This is a genomic window from Micromonospora sp. CNB394 (assembly GCF_000374985.1).
Taxonomy (GTDB): Bacteria; Actinomycetota; Actinomycetes; order Mycobacteriales; family Micromonosporaceae; genus Micromonospora; species Micromonospora marina.
In genome coordinates, this window is sequence record NZ_KB895825.1 from 436,596 (window position 1) to 453,860 (window position 17,265).

General features: G+C 74.8%; 17 protein-coding genes. 10 read left to right on the forward strand and 7 right to left on the reverse strand.

Translation table 11 applies throughout. The annotated features are described in order from the left end of the window. Positions 1-243: 243 nt before the first annotated feature. Both C569_RS0101850 and C569_RS29645 read left to right on the forward strand, forming a co-directional pair. Positions 244-1,515, forward strand: coding sequence for an Ig-like domain-containing protein (locus tag C569_RS0101850; protein ID WP_026267585.1), 1,272 nt, complete (start codon positions 244-246; stop codon positions 1,513-1,515). A 283-nt stretch (positions 1,516-1,798) separates the two neighbouring features. After that, positions 1,799-2,197: an STAS domain-containing protein gene (locus tag C569_RS29645; protein ID WP_051090433.1), complete on the forward strand. Its 399-nt coding sequence runs from the start codon at positions 1,799-1,801 to the stop codon at positions 2,195-2,197. Between the two features lie 91 nt (positions 2,198-2,288). On the opposite strand, the gene C569_RS0101860 is transcribed toward C569_RS29645, so the two are convergent. Both C569_RS0101860 and C569_RS0101865 read right to left on the reverse strand, forming a co-directional pair. Then, positions 2,289-2,657 (reverse strand): FKBP-type peptidyl-prolyl cis-trans isomerase, encoded by a 369-nt coding sequence (locus C569_RS0101860; protein WP_018784126.1) that lies wholly within the window; start codon positions 2,655-2,657, stop codon positions 2,289-2,291. Between the two features lie 153 nt (positions 2,658-2,810). Then, positions 2,811-3,374, reverse strand: coding sequence for a DoxX family membrane protein (locus C569_RS0101865; RefSeq protein ID WP_026267586.1), 564 nt, complete (start codon positions 3,372-3,374; stop codon positions 2,811-2,813). A gap of 219 nt (positions 3,375-3,593) precedes the next feature. On the opposite strand from C569_RS0101865, the gene C569_RS0101870 reads away from it, so the two are divergent. Beyond that, the gene (locus C569_RS0101870) at positions 3,594-3,923 is read left to right on the forward strand and encodes a CBS domain-containing protein (protein ID WP_026267587.1); all 330 of its coding nucleotides are present in this window, start codon (positions 3,594-3,596) and stop codon (positions 3,921-3,923) included. Here C569_RS0101870 and C569_RS0101875 read toward each other — a convergent pair. Together C569_RS0101875 and C569_RS0101880 are read right to left on the reverse strand one after the other, a co-directional pair. Further along, positions 3,847-4,569 carry a helical backbone metal receptor gene (locus C569_RS0101875; protein WP_018784128.1) on the reverse strand — a complete coding sequence of 241 codons (723 nt, stop codon included), beginning with the start codon at positions 4,567-4,569 and terminating at the stop codon, positions 3,847-3,849. The genes C569_RS0101870 and C569_RS0101875 overlap by 77 nt on opposite strands. 31 nt (positions 4,570-4,600) lie before the next feature. Next, the gene (locus C569_RS0101880) at positions 4,601-5,692 is read right to left on the reverse strand and encodes a DICT sensory domain-containing protein (RefSeq protein WP_026267588.1); all 1,092 of its coding nucleotides are present in this window, start codon (positions 5,690-5,692) and stop codon (positions 4,601-4,603) included. Positions 5,693-5,798: 106 nt separating this feature from the next. Here C569_RS0101880 and C569_RS0101885 point away from each other — a divergent pair, with 106 nt between their 5' ends. Together C569_RS0101885 and C569_RS0101890 are read left to right on the forward strand one after the other, a co-directional pair. Then, positions 5,799-6,665: a DUF2726 domain-containing protein gene (locus C569_RS0101885; protein WP_018784130.1), complete on the forward strand. Its 867-nt coding sequence runs from the start codon at positions 5,799-5,801 to the stop codon at positions 6,663-6,665. A gap of 309 nt (positions 6,666-6,974) precedes the next feature. Then, positions 6,975-8,180, forward strand: coding sequence for a hypothetical protein (locus C569_RS0101890; protein ID WP_051090434.1), 1,206 nt, complete (start codon positions 6,975-6,977; stop codon positions 8,178-8,180). A 206-nt stretch (positions 8,181-8,386) separates the two neighbouring features. On the opposite strand, the gene C569_RS0101895 is transcribed toward C569_RS0101890, so the two are convergent. After that, on the reverse strand, positions 8,387-8,734 hold the full coding sequence (locus C569_RS0101895) for an Lsr2 family protein (RefSeq protein ID WP_026267590.1): 348 nt from the start codon (positions 8,732-8,734) through the stop codon (positions 8,387-8,389). A 235-nt stretch (positions 8,735-8,969) separates the two neighbouring features. Between C569_RS0101895 and lon the strand changes: the two genes are divergently transcribed. Further along, on the forward strand, positions 8,970-11,306 hold the full coding sequence (gene lon, locus C569_RS0101900; RefSeq protein WP_018784132.1) for an endopeptidase La: 2,337 nt from the start codon (positions 8,970-8,972) through the stop codon (positions 11,304-11,306). A 73-nt stretch (positions 11,307-11,379) separates the two neighbouring features. Here lon and C569_RS0101905 read toward each other — a convergent pair whose 3' ends face one another. Then, the gene (locus C569_RS0101905; protein WP_018784133.1) at positions 11,380-13,137 is read right to left on the reverse strand and encodes a DEAD/DEAH box helicase; all 1,758 of its coding nucleotides are present in this window, start codon (positions 13,135-13,137) and stop codon (positions 11,380-11,382) included. Between the two features lie 117 nt (positions 13,138-13,254). Then, positions 13,255-13,428, reverse strand: coding sequence for a hypothetical protein (locus tag C569_RS31950; protein WP_231394687.1), 174 nt, complete (start codon positions 13,426-13,428; stop codon positions 13,255-13,257). Between the two features lie 365 nt (positions 13,429-13,793). Between C569_RS31950 and C569_RS0101915 the strand changes: the two genes are divergently transcribed. From C569_RS0101915 to C569_RS0101930, 4 genes are all read left to right on the forward strand, one after another. Next, complete coding sequence (locus C569_RS0101915) at positions 13,794-14,327, forward strand: 2'-5' RNA ligase family protein (protein ID WP_018784135.1); 534 nt, start codon at positions 13,794-13,796, stop codon at positions 14,325-14,327. 193 nt (positions 14,328-14,520) lie between these two features. Then, positions 14,521-15,264: a helix-turn-helix transcriptional regulator gene (locus tag C569_RS0101920; protein WP_018784136.1), complete on the forward strand. Its 744-nt coding sequence runs from the start codon at positions 14,521-14,523 to the stop codon at positions 15,262-15,264. Positions 15,265-15,407: 143 nt separating this feature from the next. Next, positions 15,408-16,202: an isocitrate lyase/phosphoenolpyruvate mutase family protein gene (locus C569_RS0101925; RefSeq protein ID WP_018784137.1), complete on the forward strand. Its 795-nt coding sequence runs from the start codon at positions 15,408-15,410 to the stop codon at positions 16,200-16,202. Positions 16,203-16,303: 101 nt separating this feature from the next. Next, on the forward strand, positions 16,304-17,263 hold the full coding sequence (locus C569_RS0101930) for a hypothetical protein (protein WP_026267591.1): 960 nt from the start codon (positions 16,304-16,306) through the stop codon (positions 17,261-17,263). Positions 17,264-17,265: the final 2 nt, after the last annotated feature.

The following is a 17,265-nucleotide window of genomic DNA, read 5'->3' on the forward strand; positions in this document are numbered from 1 at the left end:
CGGACGCCGGTGCGCTGTCAACTTCGTGATCGGCGGACGAGGGGCAGGCGGGCGGGGTGCGGGGCGCGGGGTGGGCGGGGGTGGGGAACCGGGCGGAGGGGGCGTGGGGCGCAAGCCGGGACGGGAATTACCTGTCCGGCACAATTCGCGCAGCTGTTTCCGAGCAATTCCGCCGAAGGTGCCACGGCGCGATCCCGGGCGTACAGAATGTGGGCGAGAGGGTTCGGAAATGGGGGGCGAAATATGTTTGCGAGGCGCCGACTGACGCTTTTCGCGATGACCGTCGCAGCCGCGCCGCTGGCGGTCGGCGCGTGCACCGCCGGCCCGAAGTCGGTGGCGAAGCGGGCCGAGGCGGCGCCGCCGTCGGTCTCCGTGACGCCGGTCGACCGCACGCGGGACGTGCCGATCAGCGCGGAGGTGGGGACGAAGGTCAGCAACGGTAAGGTGACAGCCGTCAAGCTGACCGACGACAAGGGCAACGCCGTGCCGGCCCAGCCGCGTGAGGACGGGTCCGGCTGGGTGCCGGACCGGCCGCTCGCCAATTCCCGGACGTACACTGCGGAGGTGACCGCGACCGGCGATTCCGGCAAGACCGCCACGCAGAAGACGACGTTCACGACGATGGCCAAATCCACCAAACCGGCAGTCACCAGCGAATTGTATTTCCGATCGAACCAGACGTACGGGACGGCGATGCCGGTCGTGCTCGGATTCGACCCGCCGATTCCCGAGGAGGCCCGTGCGGACGTGCAGCGCCGGCTGTTCGTGAAGACCGACCCGCCGCAGCCGGGCACCTGGTCCTGGGTGGCCGACGGCAAGCAGGCCGAGTACCGGGCACCGGACCGCTGGAAGCCGGGTACCACGATCAGCGTGCGCAGCGGGCTGCAGGGGCTGCCCATCGGCAAGGACGCGATCGGCGACTCCGACCGGATCGCCACCGCCAAGGTCGGCCGGCAGGTGACGCTCGACATCGACAACGGGACCAAGCAGATGACCGTCTACCAGGACGGCAAGGTGCTCAAGAGGATCCCCGTCAGCCTCGGCAAGCCGAGCACGCCGACGTCCAGCGGCGCGATGGTGATCATGGAGAAGCACGAGCACACCACGTTCGACACCCGCGGTGAGCCCGACGGTGGCTACGTGGTCGACGTGGACGACGCCCAGCGGCTGACCTGGGGCGGCGAGTTCATCCACTCGGCGCCGTGGTCCGAGGGGGACCAGGGCAGCACGAACGTCTCGCACGGCTGCACCAACGTCTCGGCCACCGCCGCGGACTGGCTGATGGGCATCACGCAGGTCGGTGACCTGGTGACGGTCAAGGGCACCGAGGTGAAGCTCGACCAGGGCAACGGCTTCACCGCCTGGAACGTGGGCTGGGACGAGTTCGCCAAGGGCAGTGCGCTGCCCGTACCGGCGGGGCTGAAGCCCACGCAGAGCGCCACGCCGCACCCGGGCGCGGTGGCCGGTGGGTCGTCACCGGCCCCGGCCCCCTCGCGGAGCAACAGCGGCGGCTGAACCTGGGGAGGAACGGCCCCGGGGCCGGCCCGCGTCCGCGCGGGCCGGCCCCGCGCCGTGCTCGGTCCAGGCCGACGCGGGCCACCCCGTTCGCGGTCAGGCTGCCCAGCCAGAGGTGGCGTCCGCGCGGGGCAGCCCGACGGCGTTTCGCCGGCTCCCGCGCGGCGTGGCGTGGCGGCTGCGGGGGCGACCCTGAGACCGCTCGGGGTCGGTTCCCGGACACTACCCGGAACCCCCGCCGCGAGGTCCGGAAATGTCGGTGGGCCCGAGTAGGTTTGGCCGCATGGTACCCAGCGTTGAGCGCTTCCACGTGGCGACGGACGTGCACGATCACGTGGTCGAGCTGCGACCGGTCGGCGAGATCGACATCGCCACCGTGACGGCGTTCCGGGCCGCGCTCTGGGCGGCGCCGGCCCGGCCGGTGCTGCGGGTCGACCTGTCCGGTGTGCGGCTGCTCTCCGCCGCCGGGGTCCGCGCGCTGGTCGCCACCCACCTGCGGGTCCGGGCCCGCGGCGGTGAGCTGGTGCTCACCGACCCCGACCCGGTGGTGGCCCGGGTGCTGCGGGTGACCGGCCTGCACCGGGTGCTTCCGGTGCGCTGCTCCGACCGCTCGCGAGCCCTGCCCGACCGCGACCAGGGCCTGCCCGGCCGCGCCCCCGAACTGGTGGCCTGCGCGGCCTGAACGGCTGCCGGCCCGGGCGCGCGCAGCCGGGCCGGGCGCACGTCGGGCCGCCGGCGCGACTGCCGACGGCCCGACGGGAAGGGGGCGCTGCTCAGCGCACGCCGAGCAGGTCCACCACGAAGACGAGCGTCTCATTCGGCTTGATGACGCCACCCGCGCCCCGGGCGCCGTAGCCCAGGTGCGGCGGGATGGTGAGCTTGCGCCGGCCGCCCACCTTCATACCCACGACGCCCTGGTCCCAGCCGGCGATGACCTGGCCGCCGCCGAGCGGGAACTCGAACGTCTCACCCCGGTTCCACGAGGCGTCGAACTCGCGGCCGTTGGAGTGGGCCACGCCCACGTAGTGCACGCTCACCAGTTGGCCCGGGCGGGCCTCCGGGCCGTCGCCGACGGTGATGTCCTCGACGACGAGATCAGCGGGCGGTGCGCCCTCGATCGGGCCGACCTCGGGCTTGTCCATGAGCGGGTCTCCTCGGATGCTGACGGTGTGGTCACCGTCGATCCTGCCGGATCGTGACCGGCCGATACGCGCCGGTCCCCGCACACAGGTGTGGCGGGGACACGAAGAGGGCGGGCGCCGCCTGCCGGCGGCGCCCGCCCGGGGGCGAACTGGTCACTTCAGCCAGGGGAGACGCTGGACCAGGGGGAGCTTCGCCCAGGCCCGGCCGAGGCCGAGGGTGTTGCCGGCGCCCACCAGGGCCAGGCCGGCCAGCAGACCCGCGTAGATGAGGTGGTCGTCCATGAAGGGGTTGTTCGCCGGGGGCAGCACGGCCGTCCACATCAGGACCAGGAGCAGCCCTCCCGCGGCGGCGGCGATCCGGATGCCGACGCCGAGCATCAGCGCGACACCGATGCCGAGCAGGCCGACCATGAACAGCCAGTCCGCCCAGGCCGCGCCGGCCAGGTTCTGGTAGAAGCCCGCGAACGGTCCCTCGACCGCGTTGCCCAGGAAGCCCCTGGTGGGGCTGCCGCCGTTGATCCAGGCGTTCTTCGCCGGGGTCTCGTGGCCCAGGCCGAACATTTTGTCGAGGAAGGCCCAGAGGAACACCCAGCCCAGCGCGAGTCGCAGCCCGGCCCAGACGTACCGGGTGGCCTTCCGGCGGGTGGTCCCGGTGTGCGCCGCCGGAGCGTTGGTGGCGGCGGTGGTCCGCTCGATTGTCGCGGTCATTGTCTCCACGTCCCTTCCTGTGCCTCGCACCGCGCTTCCCGGTGGCACATTCATTCCACCGCCGCGTGACGTCCGGCAGCAGGGCCGAGAGGTGCCCTCGTGACCGGGTCGTTGGTCCCGTCCCCACCCGGTCCGGTCGGCCCGTCGCCGCCGGTCCGCCGCCCCTGACCGGGACCTGATGACCACTCCCGCTGTCACCACCCACGAGCGGGCGTCACCGCCCGGCTGATGGACCACGAGGCGGTCAGGCGGCTCCCGGTGCTCGACGACCTGGGCCGGCTCACCGGCATCGTCACCCGCGGTGACCTTCTGCGCGTGCACCTGCGTACCGACGCGGACATCCGTGCGGAGGTCGTGCACGAGGTGCTGCGCCGGGTGCTGTCCGTGCGCGACGGCCTGGTCACGGTCCAGGTCCGCGGCGGCGAGGTCACCACGGACGGGCGGCTGGACCGGCGCAGCGCCGCCACCCGGGCCGCGCCGGTCAGGTGGGGCCCGCGGTGGCGAGCTGGGCGGCGAGCAGCGCCGGAGCCTCGGCCAGCGACGGGCCGTACCAGGTGAGGTGCCGGCCGGACACCAGCGCCGCCGGCACCCCCGGGAACGCCTCCGGGCCGTCGCCGGCGGTGAACCGGTACGGCTCGTCGGGCAGCACCACGAGGTCCGGTGCCCGGGCGCGCAACTCGTCCAGGCTCGGCCGGGGATAGCGGTCCGCGTCGCCTGCCCAGCCGTTGCGCACCCCGAGCCGGGCCAGCACGTCCCCGGCGAACGTGTCCCGCCCCAGCACCACCCACGGCCGCCGCCACACCGGCACCACAGCCGTGCGGGCTCGTCCCGGCGGGGGCAGCGCGGACCAGGCGTGGCGGGCCGCCCGCAGCCACGACGGCTCGGCCGGCGCGCCGAGCGCGACGACCAGCTCGCCGAGCTGGTCGAGGGCCTCCGGCACGGTACGCGGGAAGGTGACCCGGACCGGGACCCCGGCCGCGCGCAGCGCCTCGGCGTCGGCCAGCCGGTTCTCCTCCTCGTTGAGCAGCACCAGATCCGGCTCCAGCGCGAGCACCCGGTCCAGGTCCGGGTACTTCGTCCCGCCGACCCGGGCGACGTCCAGCCCGGCCGGATGGGTGCACCAGTCGGTCGCACCGACCAGCACCTCCGGGCGGGTGGCCGCGACCGCCTCGGTCAGCGACGGCACCAGCGAGACCACCCGCACCGCGTCTCCTCTCCTCGACCCGGACCGCCGGTCAGCGGGCCGCCGCGGTCACCGCGTCGGCGGTCTCCGGCGGCAGGCCGGCCACCGGCAGGCCCTTGCGTACCGCCCAGTCGACCGCTGCGCGCAGGTCAGCGGTGGGCAGCGGCCGCCGGGTGGTCACCCCGACGGCCGCGTGCACGGTGTACGCCATGAACGGGTACGACCGGGCCAGCGCGCCGATCGCGTCGTGCAGCCGGCGTACCACCTCCAGCGCGGCCGGTTCGTCGAGCCCCGGCAGGAGGAGCTGGAACTCGTTCTCGGTGACGCGCAGCGCGCGGTCGACCGGCCGCAGCACGGCGGTGATCGCGGTGAGCACGGCGTGCCCCTCGCGGGCGACGCCGCGGCGGCCGAAGCGTTCCGGCGAGCCGGGCGGCGCGTCCACCCGCAGGCCGACCAGCGCCACCGGCAGCGTGCCGGAGGCGGTCACCCCGTCCGCGCCGGACCACCGGGCCAGGCCGGCCTCCTCCAGCATCGTCTCGGCCGGCTCGACCGGCTGGTCGATCCGGTCGCCGCGGCGCGCCAACAGCCGCAGCGCCGCCTCGGCACGCGGTTCGCCCGGCCCGGCCGGGATGTCCCGCACCCGGGCGATCGCCTCGTCCAGCGCGGTACGAGCCGCTGCGGGCAGCCGCTCGGCGAGCTGTTCGCGCAGCCGGATCGCCTCGTGCAGCGCCTCGTCGCGGCGGAAGCCCCAGCGTCCCTCGAACAGGCGGCCGGACTCCAACGTCGGCGCGGGCACCACCTCGGCCCGGTCGTGGGCGACGAGTGTGGCGCCGAAACGCGGGCTCAGCGCCACCACCGTCCACTCCCGGGCCAGCGCCTCCGCCTCGTCGAGCGGCACGCCGTAGGCGCCCTCGGGCAGGTCGGGCGGCGGTCCGCCGACCATCGCCACCACCGTCACGGCGGCGCGGCCGGCGATGCGCCGGTAGACCTCGCGCTCCCGGGCGAAGTACGGCAGCCGCTGGAACAGCGCGAGCACGACGAGCGGGCCGTCCTCGGCCTCGGCGAGCGCGGCGCGTTCGATGGCGTGGGACACGGCGACGAGACTGCGTTTGGTGAACTGTTCCGGGGTCCGTCCGCTGGGCACGGGCAGAGCCTAGAGGGACGGGCGTGCCGGCGCACCGGTCGGCCGGACCGGTCGTGCCCCACCACATAGACTCGGGCGTCGACCGGACGAGGGGGATCGGGGCGAGATGACGAGCACAGGCAGCGTGACCGCGTCCTGGCTGCGGCCGATCCCGCCCGGCGCCGCGCCGTCCCTGGTGCGTGCCGGTCACCTCGGTCACGGCGGGCGACGGCTCGGCGACCTGGTGCAGGGCCGCCCGCCGGGGGTCACCGGCAGCCAGTGGAGCACCGCCGGACGGGCGTCGCTCGACCTGGTGGTCTGCGCCGCCGACACCGGGCTGCCGCGCTTCGCGGTGCGGTTCACCGTGCCCGCCTCCGACGGGTCGCCCGCCCGGCGGTCCGAACGGCTGACCGACGCGGTCTGCGCCGCCGTGGGCCTGCCGCTGCTGCGCGTCGAGTCGCCGGCGCTGGGCGGCGCGGACCAGGTCCGCCGGTTCGTCGCGTACGTGCTGGACGCGCGGGCGTACGCCGACGGCACCGACCCGGACGCCGGTGACGCGGTCGGGTTCCGGGACATCGTCGGCCGGCTGCCGGACGGCCGGCGCGGGCCGGTGAACGACCTGGGCGCGCTGGCCCGGGTCGAGGCGGTCGAGGCGTACGTGGCCGGCCGCATCGCCGATCCGATCGTGCGTGGCCTGCACGTGCGTTGGACCGGCGGCCCGGCGGAGGGCTGGGCCTGGGCCGAGGTGCGGCCCGGCCGCTGCCTGCTGGAGCGGGTCCGGCTGACCTCGCGCGGCTTCGCCTGCGGCGTCGACCCGGGGCGGCTCGCCGAGGACCTGGCCGCTGCGGCGCTGGGGGAGCGGCTGCGGGACCTCGACGGCGCAGCGCCGTCCCTGGTGGACCGGGACGAGCTTCTCCGGCGGGTACGCGCGCTGGCCGCGCAGCGGGACTCCTTCGACGGTGGGTTCGCCTTCGACCATCTCTGCGCCGACTGAGCCGTCCTCGCCGCCGAGGACGGCGGCTTTCGATTTTTTTTCCGATCTCCGGTGAACCTTCGCCGACGGCGCTCCGTACCTCATCGGGAATGGACGCGGATCTTCCCCGCCGCGCCCCGACGGCGCGGAGACGGTGCGGAAAGGGCATCGTCGGCCATTGACGTGCGACCGAGCGTCGCAGTGATCTCACACCGCGAATTCGTCGGCCCGCCGGGATCACCAGTCAACTACCGGATCGAGAAGGAGAGCAATTCGATGCGCAGGTCCACACGGGCGCGCCGGTCATCCGGTAACGCGCGGAGCAAGCGGATGCTGGCGGTTGTCGGCACGCTCGCGGTATTCGGCGGCGTCGTCGCCGTCACCCAGATCTCGTCCGCCCAGGACCGGCGGACGACCACCCGCGCCGCCTCGGCGTCCTGCGTGCCGGCGAGTCCCGGGGCGACCGCCCCGAAGGGGCAGGGCAGCACCACCCGTACGTGGCAGGACGGCCGCTGGGTCCGCAACCACTGGGGCGACGGCCAGATGTCGCCGGCCGAGTGCGAGCAGACGAACGCGGGCGGTGCCGGCGCCGGCACCCCGACCGTGGCCTGCCCGGACGTCCGCGGCCGGCTGCCGCAGGTGCCCGACCGGGCCCGGGCCGAGGTGGACCGCAACCTGGCGCTGCTGGAGAGTCAGATCGCCGAGGCGAACCGCCGGCTCGCGGCCGACGGCCGCAACGGCGGCGAGTTCATCAACAATGCGATCCTGCGTCCGTTGGCGGACAAGCGGACCGCCACGCTCAACCGGATCGCCACTGCCATCGGCCGGGTCGCGCAGCGCCCGGAGGGGCTGGACCAACTCGCCCAGTGCGCGGTGACCGACATCCCTCAGAACGGCGGCGACAACGGCGAGAACAATGGCGGGAACGACGGCGGCCAGAATGGCGACGGGAACGACAACGGCGGTGGTCAGGACAACGACGGCGGCAACGGTCTGGACGTGCTCGCCAACGACTGCTCCGACAGCCGGCTCGAGGCCCACGACGGCTTCCAGAACGGCAACCGGTGCGTGAGCACCGCGTTCGGTGAGGTGGGCGCCGCGGCGAACAACCCGTCGCTGCTGATCACGCAGTTCCCGGACCAGGTGCGGCGCAACCAGCCGTTCACGCTCCGGGTCACCACCAAGAACCTGGTGCGGGACCGCTTCCTCGCCGCCGGCCAGGGGGGCTACTACCTGGAGAGCTCGCTGCTCAACGGGGAGGGCCTGGTGCGCGGCCACTTCCACACCGCCTGCCGGATGCTCGGCAGCACCCGGCAGCCCCCGAACCCGCAGGACGTGCCGGCCTTCTTCGTCGCCACCGAGGACGGGCGGGGCAGCGAGCAGCCGGACGACGTGCTGATCCAGATCCCGGGTCTGGCGCAGTCGGGCGTGGCGCAGTGCGCGGTCTGGGCCGGTGACGGCTCGCACCGCATCCCGATGATGGAGCGGGCGAACCAGACCCCCGCCATCGACGTGGTGCGCATCCGCGTCAACTGAGCGGGCGAACGGTAGCGGCCGTCCGGAGGGCTCCTCCGGGCGGCTGCTGCCGTTCCCGCGTACGGGGCACGGTGGGAGGTGGTCCCGAAAGAAATCTCGGGCGGCGGTAGCCGGCGGGATGGAAATCGCCGGCCGTGGAAAGCCGATCGGGGCCACGCCGATTTCTCAGCGTGACCCCGGGATGCCCGACGGTGAACCGGCGGCGGTCAGCGGTTCTTGTACGCCTCGACGACCGACACGGGGATGCGTCCGCGCTCGGAAATCTCGAACCCGTTCTTGGCGGCCCATTCCCGGATGGCGCGGTTCTGCTCGCGGTCCATTCCCGAGGTGCTCGGCCGGGTGGTGCGGCGGGCGCCGCGGGGGGCCTCTGCCGCTCCCCGGCCCATTCGCCTGCCAGCGTTGATGTAGGGATCCAGCGCCTTGCGCAGGACGCCCGCGTTCTCGTCGGAGACGTCGATCGTGTACGCCACGCCGTCCAGGCTGAACTCGACGGTCCGATCGGCCTTTCCGCCGTCGAGGTCGTCGGTCAGAACAGTGATTACTTTCCTTGCCATCGCCATTACTCCCTGTGTCGGGCGGGGTGTGGCTAAGAGTTTGACCTACCATGCGGTAATTCCGCAAGAATAGCCGACTGTTTCCATTCGGCGGGTCCGTGGTAAAGGGTGCCGTCATTGGGCCGCGAGCGCGGGAACGCACCGCCTCGCAGTGGTGTGGCTCACAACCCGGAACAAGGGGCACGGTTTGTTACTTGAGCCAAGCACGCTCAACCAACGTGATGGCAGGTGCTCGATGGCAACTCTTCCGGTACTTCCCCTGACCGACGCCGTCCTGCTGCCCGGGATGGTCATTCCGGTGACCCTCGACCCGACCACCCAGGCCGCCGTCGACGCGGCGCGCGCCACCGGCGACAAGCAACTCCTGGCCGTACCCCGCATCGACGGCGAGTACGGCTCCGTCGGCGTGGTCGCCACGATCGAGAAGGTGGGCCGGCTGCCCAGCGGCGAACCGGCGGCGGTCATCCGCGGTCTGACCCGCGCCCGCATCGGCTCCGGCGTGCCCGGACCCGGCGCCGCGCTCTGGGTCGAGGCGACCGCACTCGACGAGCCCGCCCCGGCGGGCCGTGCCCGGGAACTCGCCCGCGAATACCGCGCGCTCATGACATCAGTGCTCCAGCAGCGCGGCGCCTGGCAGGTGATCGACGCGATGGAGCGGATGACCGACCTGTCCGAGCTGGCCGACTCGGCCGGTTACGCGCCCTGGCTCAGCCTGACGCAGAAGACCGAACTGCTCGCCGCGCCGGACGTCACCGCCCGGCTGGAACTGCTCGTCGGCTGGGTGAAGGAACACCTCGCCGAGCAGGAGGTCACCGAGCAGATCAACAGCGACGTCCGCGAGGGGCTGGAGAAGTCCCAGCGGGAGTTCCTGCTCCGCCAGCAGCTCGCCGCGATCCGCAAGGAACTGGGCGAGGACGAGCCGGACGGCTCCGCCGACTACCGCTCCCGGGTCGAGTCCGCCGACCTGCCGGAGAAGGTCCGCGAGGCGGCGCTGCGCGAGGTCGGCAAGCTGGAGCGGGCCAGTGACGCCTCACCCGAGGCAGGCTGGATCCGTACCTGGCTGGACACCATCCTGGAGATGCCGTGGAACACGCGTACCCAGGACGACACGGACCTGGCCGCGGCCCGTGCCGTGCTCGACGCCGACCACGCCGGCCTGGCCGACGTGAAGGACCGCATCCTGGAGTACCTCGCGGTGCGCAACCGGCGCTCGGAGCGCAACCTCGGCGTGGTCGGCGGCCGCGGCTCCGGCGCGGTGCTGGCCCTGGCCGGTCCGCCCGGTGTCGGCAAGACCAGCCTCGGCGAGTCGGTGGCCCGGGCGCTGGGCCGCACCTTCGTCCGCGTCTCCCTCGGCGGCGTCCGGGACGAGGCGGAGATCCGGGGCCACCGGCGCACCTACGTCGGCGCGCTGCCCGGCCGGATCGTGCGGGCGCTGCGCGAGGCCGGCTCGATGAACCCGGTCGTGCTGCTCGACGAGGTCGACAAGCTGGCCGTCGGCTACTCCGGCGATCCGGCGGCGGCCCTGCTGGAGGTGCTCGACCCGGCGCAGAACCACACGTTCCGCGACCACTACCTGGAGGTCGACCTCGACCTGTCCGACGTGCTGTTCCTCGCCACCGCCAACGTGGTCGAGGCGATCCCCGGCCCGCTGCTGGACCGGATGGAGCTGGTCGCGCTGGACGGCTACACCGAGGACGAGAAGGTCGCCATCGCCCGGAACCACCTGCTGCCCCGGCAACGGGAACGGGCCGGGCTGACCACCGACGAGGTCACGGTCGCCGACGAGGCGCTGGCACTGATCGCGGGCGAGTACACCCGGGAGGCCGGCGTCCGGCAGCTCGAACGGGCCCTCGCGAAGATCCTGCGCAAGGTCGCCGTCGCGCTCGCCACGGACTCCGCGCCGGTGCACGTCGACGCCGGCAACCTGGCCCGCTACCTGGGCCGGCCGAAGTTCACCCCGGAGTCGGCCGAACGCACCGCCGTGCCCGGCGTGGCGACCGGCCTGGCCGTCACCGGCGCCGGCGGCGACGTGCTGTTCATCGAGGCCACCACGATGGAGGGCGAGCCGGGGCTGACGCTCACCGGCCAGCTCGGCGACGTGATGAAGGAGTCCGCGCACATCGCGTGGTCGTACCTGCGGTCGAACGGACGGCGCCACGGGCTGGACCCGAACGCGCTGGCCGGGCGGCGGATCCACCTGCACGTCCCGGCGGGCGCGGTGCCCAAGGACGGCCCGAGCGCCGGCATCACCATGGTGACCGCGCTGGCGTCCCTGGTCACCGGGCGGCCGGTGCGGCCCGAGTTCGGGATGACCGGCGAGGTGACGCTCTCCGGCCGGGTGCTGCCGATCGGCGGGGTGAAGCAGAAGCTGCTCGCCGCCCGCCGGGCCGGTCTCACCGAGGTGATCATCCCGAAGCGCAACGAGCCGGACCTGGACGACCTGCCGGCGCAGGTGCGGGAGGCGCTGACCGTGCACACCCTGTCCGACGTGGCGGACGTGCTCGCGCTGGCGCTGCGCCCGGCCGAGATCGGCACGGAGTCGCTGGACGGCCCGGCGCTCGCCGCGGCCTGACGACCGTCGCCCCGGCCACCGTACGCGTGGTGGCCGGGGCTCTCGTCGCGTCCGCCCGCCGGGGACGCCGGGCTCAGCGGCGGTCGCGCCGCTCGTAGCCCCGGTCGCGGCGCTCGCCCGGCCCGTCGCCGTCCCGGTCCCGGCGTACCGTGGCCTTGCGCCCCTTGATGGTGGTGCCGCGCAGCCCCGCGATGATCTCGTCGGCCACCGCCTGCGGCACCTCGACCAGCGAGAACCGGTCGGCGATCTCGATCGAGCCGATGTCCCGGCCACTGATCCGGGTCTCCCCGGTGATCGCGCCGACCAGGTCCTGCGGCCGAACCCCGGCCCGGCGGCCCAGCCCGATGAAGACCTGGGTGGTGCCGCCGGTACGCGGCCGGCCCGGGCCGCGGCGCTCGCCCCGCCCGCCGGTCTCCGGCCGGCCCTCGCGCGGGCCGCGGACCGGAACCTGCGGGATCTCCTCCTCGTCGTCCGAGCCCGGCGACGTCGCCTCGTGCGCCAGCTTCACCGCCGCCAGCGCCACCTCGACCAGGTCGAACTCGTCGGTGAGCGACTCCACGATCGCCCGGTACGGGTCGAGGTCGTCCTCCAGCAGGCTCTCCCGCAGCGCGCCCTGGGTCAGCTCCAGTCGCCGGGTACGCATGTCCGCCACCGTGGGAATCTTGTCGATGGCGATCCGCTGCCCGGTGACCCGCTCGATGGTCTTGAGCATCCGGTGCTCACGCGGCTCGGCGAGCGTGATCGCCACGCCCTCCCGGCCGGCCCGGCCCACCCGGCCGATGCGGTGCACGTACGACTCCGGGGCGGACGGTACGTCGTAGTTGACCACGTGGGTGAGCTGCTCGACGTCCAGCCCTCGGGCCGCCACGTCGGTGGCCACGAGCAGGTCCGCCGTTCCGGACCGCAGCCGGCCCATCACCCGGTCCCGCTGCTCCTGGCTCATCCCGCCGTGCAGCGCCTCGGCCCGGTAGCCCCGGCCGTTCATCGTCTCGGTGAGCCGGTCCACCTCCTCCCGGCTGCGGCAGAACACGATCGCCGCGGTGGGCGACTCCACGTCCAGCACCCGGCCCAGCGCGGCCGGCTTGTGGCCCCGGGCCACGATGTACGCGCTCTGCCGCACCCGGGGGGCCTCCCCGGCGACCGGCCGCTCCCGCTCGATCCGGATGCGGACCGGGTCGGTCAGGTGCTGCCGGGCCAGCCCGTCGATGCGGGCCGGCATGGTGGCCGAGAACAGCACCGTCTGCCGGCCGGCCGGGGCGTGCTCCAGGATCGCCTCGATGTCCTCGGCGAAGCCCATGTCGAGCATCTCGTCCGCCTCGTCCAGCACGACCGTGGCCAGCGCGCCGAGCCGCAGCGTGCCCCGGGCGATGTGATCGAGGGCCCGGCCCGGCGTCGCCACCACCACGTCCACCCCGTGGTCGAGGGCGCGTAGCTGCCGGCCGATCGGCTGCCCGCCGTAGATCGGCAGCACCCTCGCCCCCAGGTCCTTGCCGTAGCGGTGGAACGCCTCGGAGACCTGCACCGCCAGCTCCCGCGTCGGCACCAGCACCAGCGACACCGGGTCGCCCTCGACCCGCCCCACCGGCATCCGCTGCAACAGCGGCAGCGCGAACGCGGCGGTCTTGCCCGTACCGGTCGCCGCCTGGCCCAGGAGATCCTGCCCGGCCAGCAACGGGGGGATGGCCTCCCGCTGGATCGGGGTCGGTTCCTCGTAACCGAGCGCGGACAGCGCGCCCAGCAACTCGGTGCGCAGCCCGAGGTCGGCGAACGCGATGGCCTCCTCGGCGTCGGCGGGAACGGCGGGGTCGGTCGGGGTCGGTGCGGCGGTCATGCGACAAGTTTTTCATCACCGCCGCGCGGCGGTCGCGGCGACCGGGGCAAACGTTCGCCGCGCCACCTGCGTGCCGTCCCGTCCGGGTGATCCGGCGCGGCCCGTGCCCCCGCCGGATCACCGGCACAGGACGGCCAGCAGCGTGGTGAGGCCCACTCCGACGTCGAACAGCGCGTACCCGCGCGGCGCCACCGTGCCGGTGCGGTGGTACCAGGCGTCCCAGGCCGCATGGACGAGCCAGCCCACACCCACCAGCGCCCCGGCGAGGTCGGTGCACGCGGTCTTCGCCACGACCGCCAGCCCGCCCCACACGGCCGCCCGGCGAGCTGCGCCGCCAGCGCGCGCCGGTCGGCCCACTGCCGCCGCCCGGCGGCGGCGAGGTCGCCGCCGAGCTGACCCGGGCGCTGCCCGGCTGCGCCCCGGTGATCCTCACCGGACACGGCCGGCCCGCCCAACTCCGCCCGGCGCTCACCGCCGGGGTGCGGGGTTCCTCGCCGAGGGTGCCCCCGGCGGCGCGCTGGCCGACGTGATCCGCCGGTGCACTCCGGGGCGCGTCACGTCGATCCCGCGCTGGCGGCGGTCCGGCGGGCGCGCGACGCCGGCTGGCTCTGACGTACGGGGCGTCGCGCGCGGTCGCCGGCGACTAGCCTGATCACGTGCGGACGGTCGAACTGCTCTGCTCGCCCGAACTGGAAGCGGCGGTTCGCGCCGCCTGGCACCGGCTCGCCGCCGCCGGGCTGCCCAGCCTGGCCCGCAACACGCACCCGACGAACCGGCCGCACCTGACGCTCGCCTCGGTGGAGGATTTCCCGCCCGGCGCCGAGCAGCGCCTGGCCGACCTCTGCGACGCGGCGCTGCCGCTGCCGGTGCGGCTGGGCCGGGTGGCGGTGCTCGACGGCAGCGCGCCACTGGTGTGGCTGGTCCGCCCGGCACCGCAGCTCGTCGCGCTGCACGGCGCGGTCTGGGACGTGCTCGCCGAGGCGTCCGGCGGGCACTCGTGGCACCAGCCCGGCCGATGGGTGCCGCACCTGAGCCTGGCGTTGCGGTTCGGTGCGGCGGACCGGCGCCGGGCCCGGGCGGTCGCCGGGGCGCACCCGCCGGCCGGTGCGTTCGTGGCGGCGCGCAGCTACGACGGCGACACCCGCACGGTCAGCGAGCTGACCACCGCCTCTCCCCGTACCGGCGGCTGAGCCGGGGCGGCCCACACGGGGACGGCTCCGCGGTCGTGAGCGGTGGAAGCGCGGGTAGGCGGACTCCGCGGTCACCGCTGGCGACGCGCCGCCGTGCGCCACCAGCCCGATCCGTGGCGTCGTGTCCGCCGGGAACGTCCACACCGCGGACTCTTCGGCGCGGCCCGAACCGTGCCCGTGCCAGCATGGGCCGATGACCACTGGCGCCGACGGCCGCGGCCTCGCCGGGTTCGCCGCGCTGCTCGCCGACCCCACCCGGGCCGGCTTCTGCCTCGCCCTGCTCGACGGCCGCGCCTGGACCGCAGGCGAGCTGGCCCGCGCCGCCGGGGTCGCCGCGTCCACCGCCAGCGACCACCTCACCCGGCTGGTGGCCGGCGGCCTGCTCGCCGAGGAGCGGCAGGGCCGTCACCGGTACGTCCGCCTCGCCGACCCGGGCGTCGCCCAGCTCGTCGAGGAGCTGGCCGCACGGGCGCCGACCCCGGCCACCCCGCCCCGCACGTTGCGCGCCGCGTCCGAAGGCGCCGCCCTGGCGTACGCCCGCACCTGCTACGACCACCTGGCCGGGCGCCTCGGCGTGCTGCTGCACGACGCCCTGCTCACGCGTGGCGTGCTCGACCGCTCCGGCGGCCTCGCGCTGACCGGCACCGGCGTGACCTGGCTGGCCGGTCTCGGCGTACCCGTCGAGCCGCTGCGCGCCACCCGGCGGCCCCTGGTCCGCGACTGCCTGGACTGGACCGAACGCCGTCCGCACCTGGCGGGTGCGGTCGGGGCGGCACTGTGCGGGCGCTTCCTCGACCTCGGCTGGACCGTGCGCGGCACCGGCCGGGCGATCCGGGTCACCCCGGCGGGGCGGGACGCGCTGGCCGAGACGCTCGGGCTCGACCCGGCGCTGCTGGCCCCGCCCGCGTCCCGCGGCAGCGGTCCCGCCCGCGCCTGACCTGCCCGCGCCTGACCTGCCCGCGCCCCGCGGCACCGGTCCCGCTCGCCCGGACCGCCGGGTGTGCCCGGCCGGATCGTTCGGTCCGGACCGAACTGTCAGCGCCCTACGGTGGGGCGATGGAGTCACCGACGATCCCTGCGATGACCGACCGGTACCGCGTGTTCCGGGAGCTGCACCGGCCCGGCGACCCGCTGCTGCTGCCGAACGCCTGGGACCACGCCTCCGCCGCGGCGCTCGCCGCCCGGGGCCATCCGGCGATCGGCACGACGAGCCTGGGCGTGGCTGCTGCCGCCGGCCGGCCGGACGCGGTCCGCGCCACCCGCGCCGAGACGCTGGAGCTGGCGTACCGGCTGCGAAACCTGCCGGCGCTGCTGACGGTGGACGTCGAGGACGGCTTCCACGACGATCCGGCGGAGGTGGCGGCTTACGCCGGCGAGCTGGCCGCGCTCGGCGTGGCCGGCGTGAACCTGGAGGACGGCCGCCCGGACGGTCGCCTGGCCCCGGCGGAGCACGTCGCCGCCGTGGTCGCGGCGGTCCGCGCCGCGGTACCGCAGGTCTTCGTCAACGCCCGCACCGACGCCTGGTGGCTGGGTGTGCCGTCGCCGCTGGACGAGGCGCTGCGGCGGGCGGCGCTGTTCCGGGCCGCGGGCGCCGACGGGCTGTTCGTGCCGGGCGCGCCCGACGACCTGGTCGGCGTGCTCGCCGCCGAGGTGGGGTTGCCGCTCAACGTGCTGTACCGGCCGGGCGGGCCGGACCTCGCCGCCCTCGGACGGCTCGGGGTGGCCCGGGTCAGCACCGGCTCGCTGCTGTTCCGGGCGGCCCTCGGGGCGGCGCTGCACCTGACCGACGCGATCGGCGCCGGGCGCGACGCGGGCCTGCCGGCAGCGCCCGGATACGAGGAGGTGCAGGCGCTGGCATCGCCGTCCGCCACCTGATCGGGCACATCGGGGGAGATGGGACGATTGCGGACGCCCGGCTCATTACGCTGTGTGCAGGCCCAATCACGCCGTGTCCTGACCGAGAGGGGACGGAGACCATGCGAGTGCCCAGCCGCAGCCCCGGTCGCCAGCCCGGTCCCGCCGTCACGTCCACCGCCCCCGCGCGGCGGGTGCCCGCCGCCGGTCCCCGGGCCGGTGCCGAGCCGGACCTGTCCGCATACCGCGCGGCGGTGGCGGAACTCCTGGTCGAGGTGGGCGCGCTCGCCGACGCGCCGTCGGTCACCGCCCGCCAGGTGCTGCTCGACCAGCGGCTGCGCGAACCGGCCATCGCCGCCGTCCTCGACGCCACGCCGCAGGGCCTGATCGGGGCCCGGGAGACGCTGCTGCTGGAGATGGCCCGCTACCAGCCCAACGCGCGCAGCTCGGCGCAGGACCTCACCGCGCTGGTCCGGATCTACCTGCTCTCCCGCGTCGATGTCCTCTGGTGGCGGGACAGCCCGACGTTCCTCACCGACGACCAGGTCAGGGCCAGCACCGAACTGGTCGACCTGGAGTGGCTGCGCCGTCGCGGCCTGATCGAGTTCCGCTACCAGGAACAGCCTGCCACAGTGGTAGGGCGCGGACTGCGGGCGGTGCGGCGGCGGCTGCGCCCGGCCGCCACCCCGCGTACCGCCGGGCTGCTGTTCCGCCGGGCCCGCCGCGAGATGATCGCGTTCCTCAACGACCTGGCCCGGGAGTTCACGGCCGTCGCGCCGGACGGCACGCCGCCGCTGTGGGTGACCAGCCTGGCCCGCAGCGCCGAGCACCAGTACCGGCTGCGCCGCCTCGGGTACGCCGCCATGGTGCCCAGCGGGCACTGCCTCGGCTGGGCCGCCGACGTCGAGCTGGAGTGGTACGACCGGTTCGGCGCCCGCCCGGTGCTCGCCGGGCTGCTGCTGGCCCGCCAGGACGCCGGCGAGGTGAACGTGGTCGACGAGGGCCAGGCCTGGCACGTGTGCCTCGCCCCGGCCGCCCGCCGCCGTTACCGGCGGGCGTACGAGACCGAGATGGGGGTGTGACA

Bases quoted from the DNA above. Each gene is read 5' to 3' on its own strand.
- C569_RS0101850 (WP_026267585.1), top strand. From the start codon at position 244: ATGTTTGCGAGGCGCCGACTGACGCTTTTCGCGATGACCGTCGCAGCC.
- C569_RS29645 (WP_051090433.1), top strand. From the start codon at position 1,799: ATGGTACCCAGCGTTGAGCGCTTCCACGTGGCGACGGACGTGCACGAT.
- C569_RS0101860 (WP_018784126.1), bottom strand. From the start codon at position 2,657: ATGGACAAGCCCGAGGTCGGCCCGATCGAGGGCGCACCGCCCGCTGAT.
- C569_RS0101870 (WP_026267587.1), top strand. From the start codon at position 3,594: ATGGACCACGAGGCGGTCAGGCGGCTCCCGGTGCTCGACGACCTGGGC.
- C569_RS0101885 (WP_018784130.1), top strand. From the start codon at position 5,799: ATGACGAGCACAGGCAGCGTGACCGCGTCCTGGCTGCGGCCGATCCCG.
- C569_RS0101890 (WP_051090434.1), top strand. From the start codon at position 6,975: ATGCTGGCGGTTGTCGGCACGCTCGCGGTATTCGGCGGCGTCGTCGCC.
- C569_RS0101895 (WP_026267590.1), bottom strand. From the start codon at position 8,734: ATGGCAAGGAAAGTAATCACTGTTCTGACCGACGACCTCGACGGCGGA.
- lon (WP_018784132.1), top strand. From the start codon at position 8,970: ATGGCAACTCTTCCGGTACTTCCCCTGACCGACGCCGTCCTGCTGCCC.
- C569_RS0101905 (WP_018784133.1), bottom strand. From the start codon at position 13,137: ATGACCGCCGCACCGACCCCGACCGACCCCGCCGTTCCCGCCGACGCC.
- C569_RS0101920 (WP_018784136.1), top strand. From the start codon at position 14,521: ATGACCACTGGCGCCGACGGCCGCGGCCTCGCCGGGTTCGCCGCGCTG.
- C569_RS0101925 (WP_018784137.1), top strand. From the start codon at position 15,408: ATGACCGACCGGTACCGCGTGTTCCGGGAGCTGCACCGGCCCGGCGAC.
- C569_RS0101930 (WP_026267591.1), top strand. From the start codon at position 16,304: ATGCGAGTGCCCAGCCGCAGCCCCGGTCGCCAGCCCGGTCCCGCCGTC.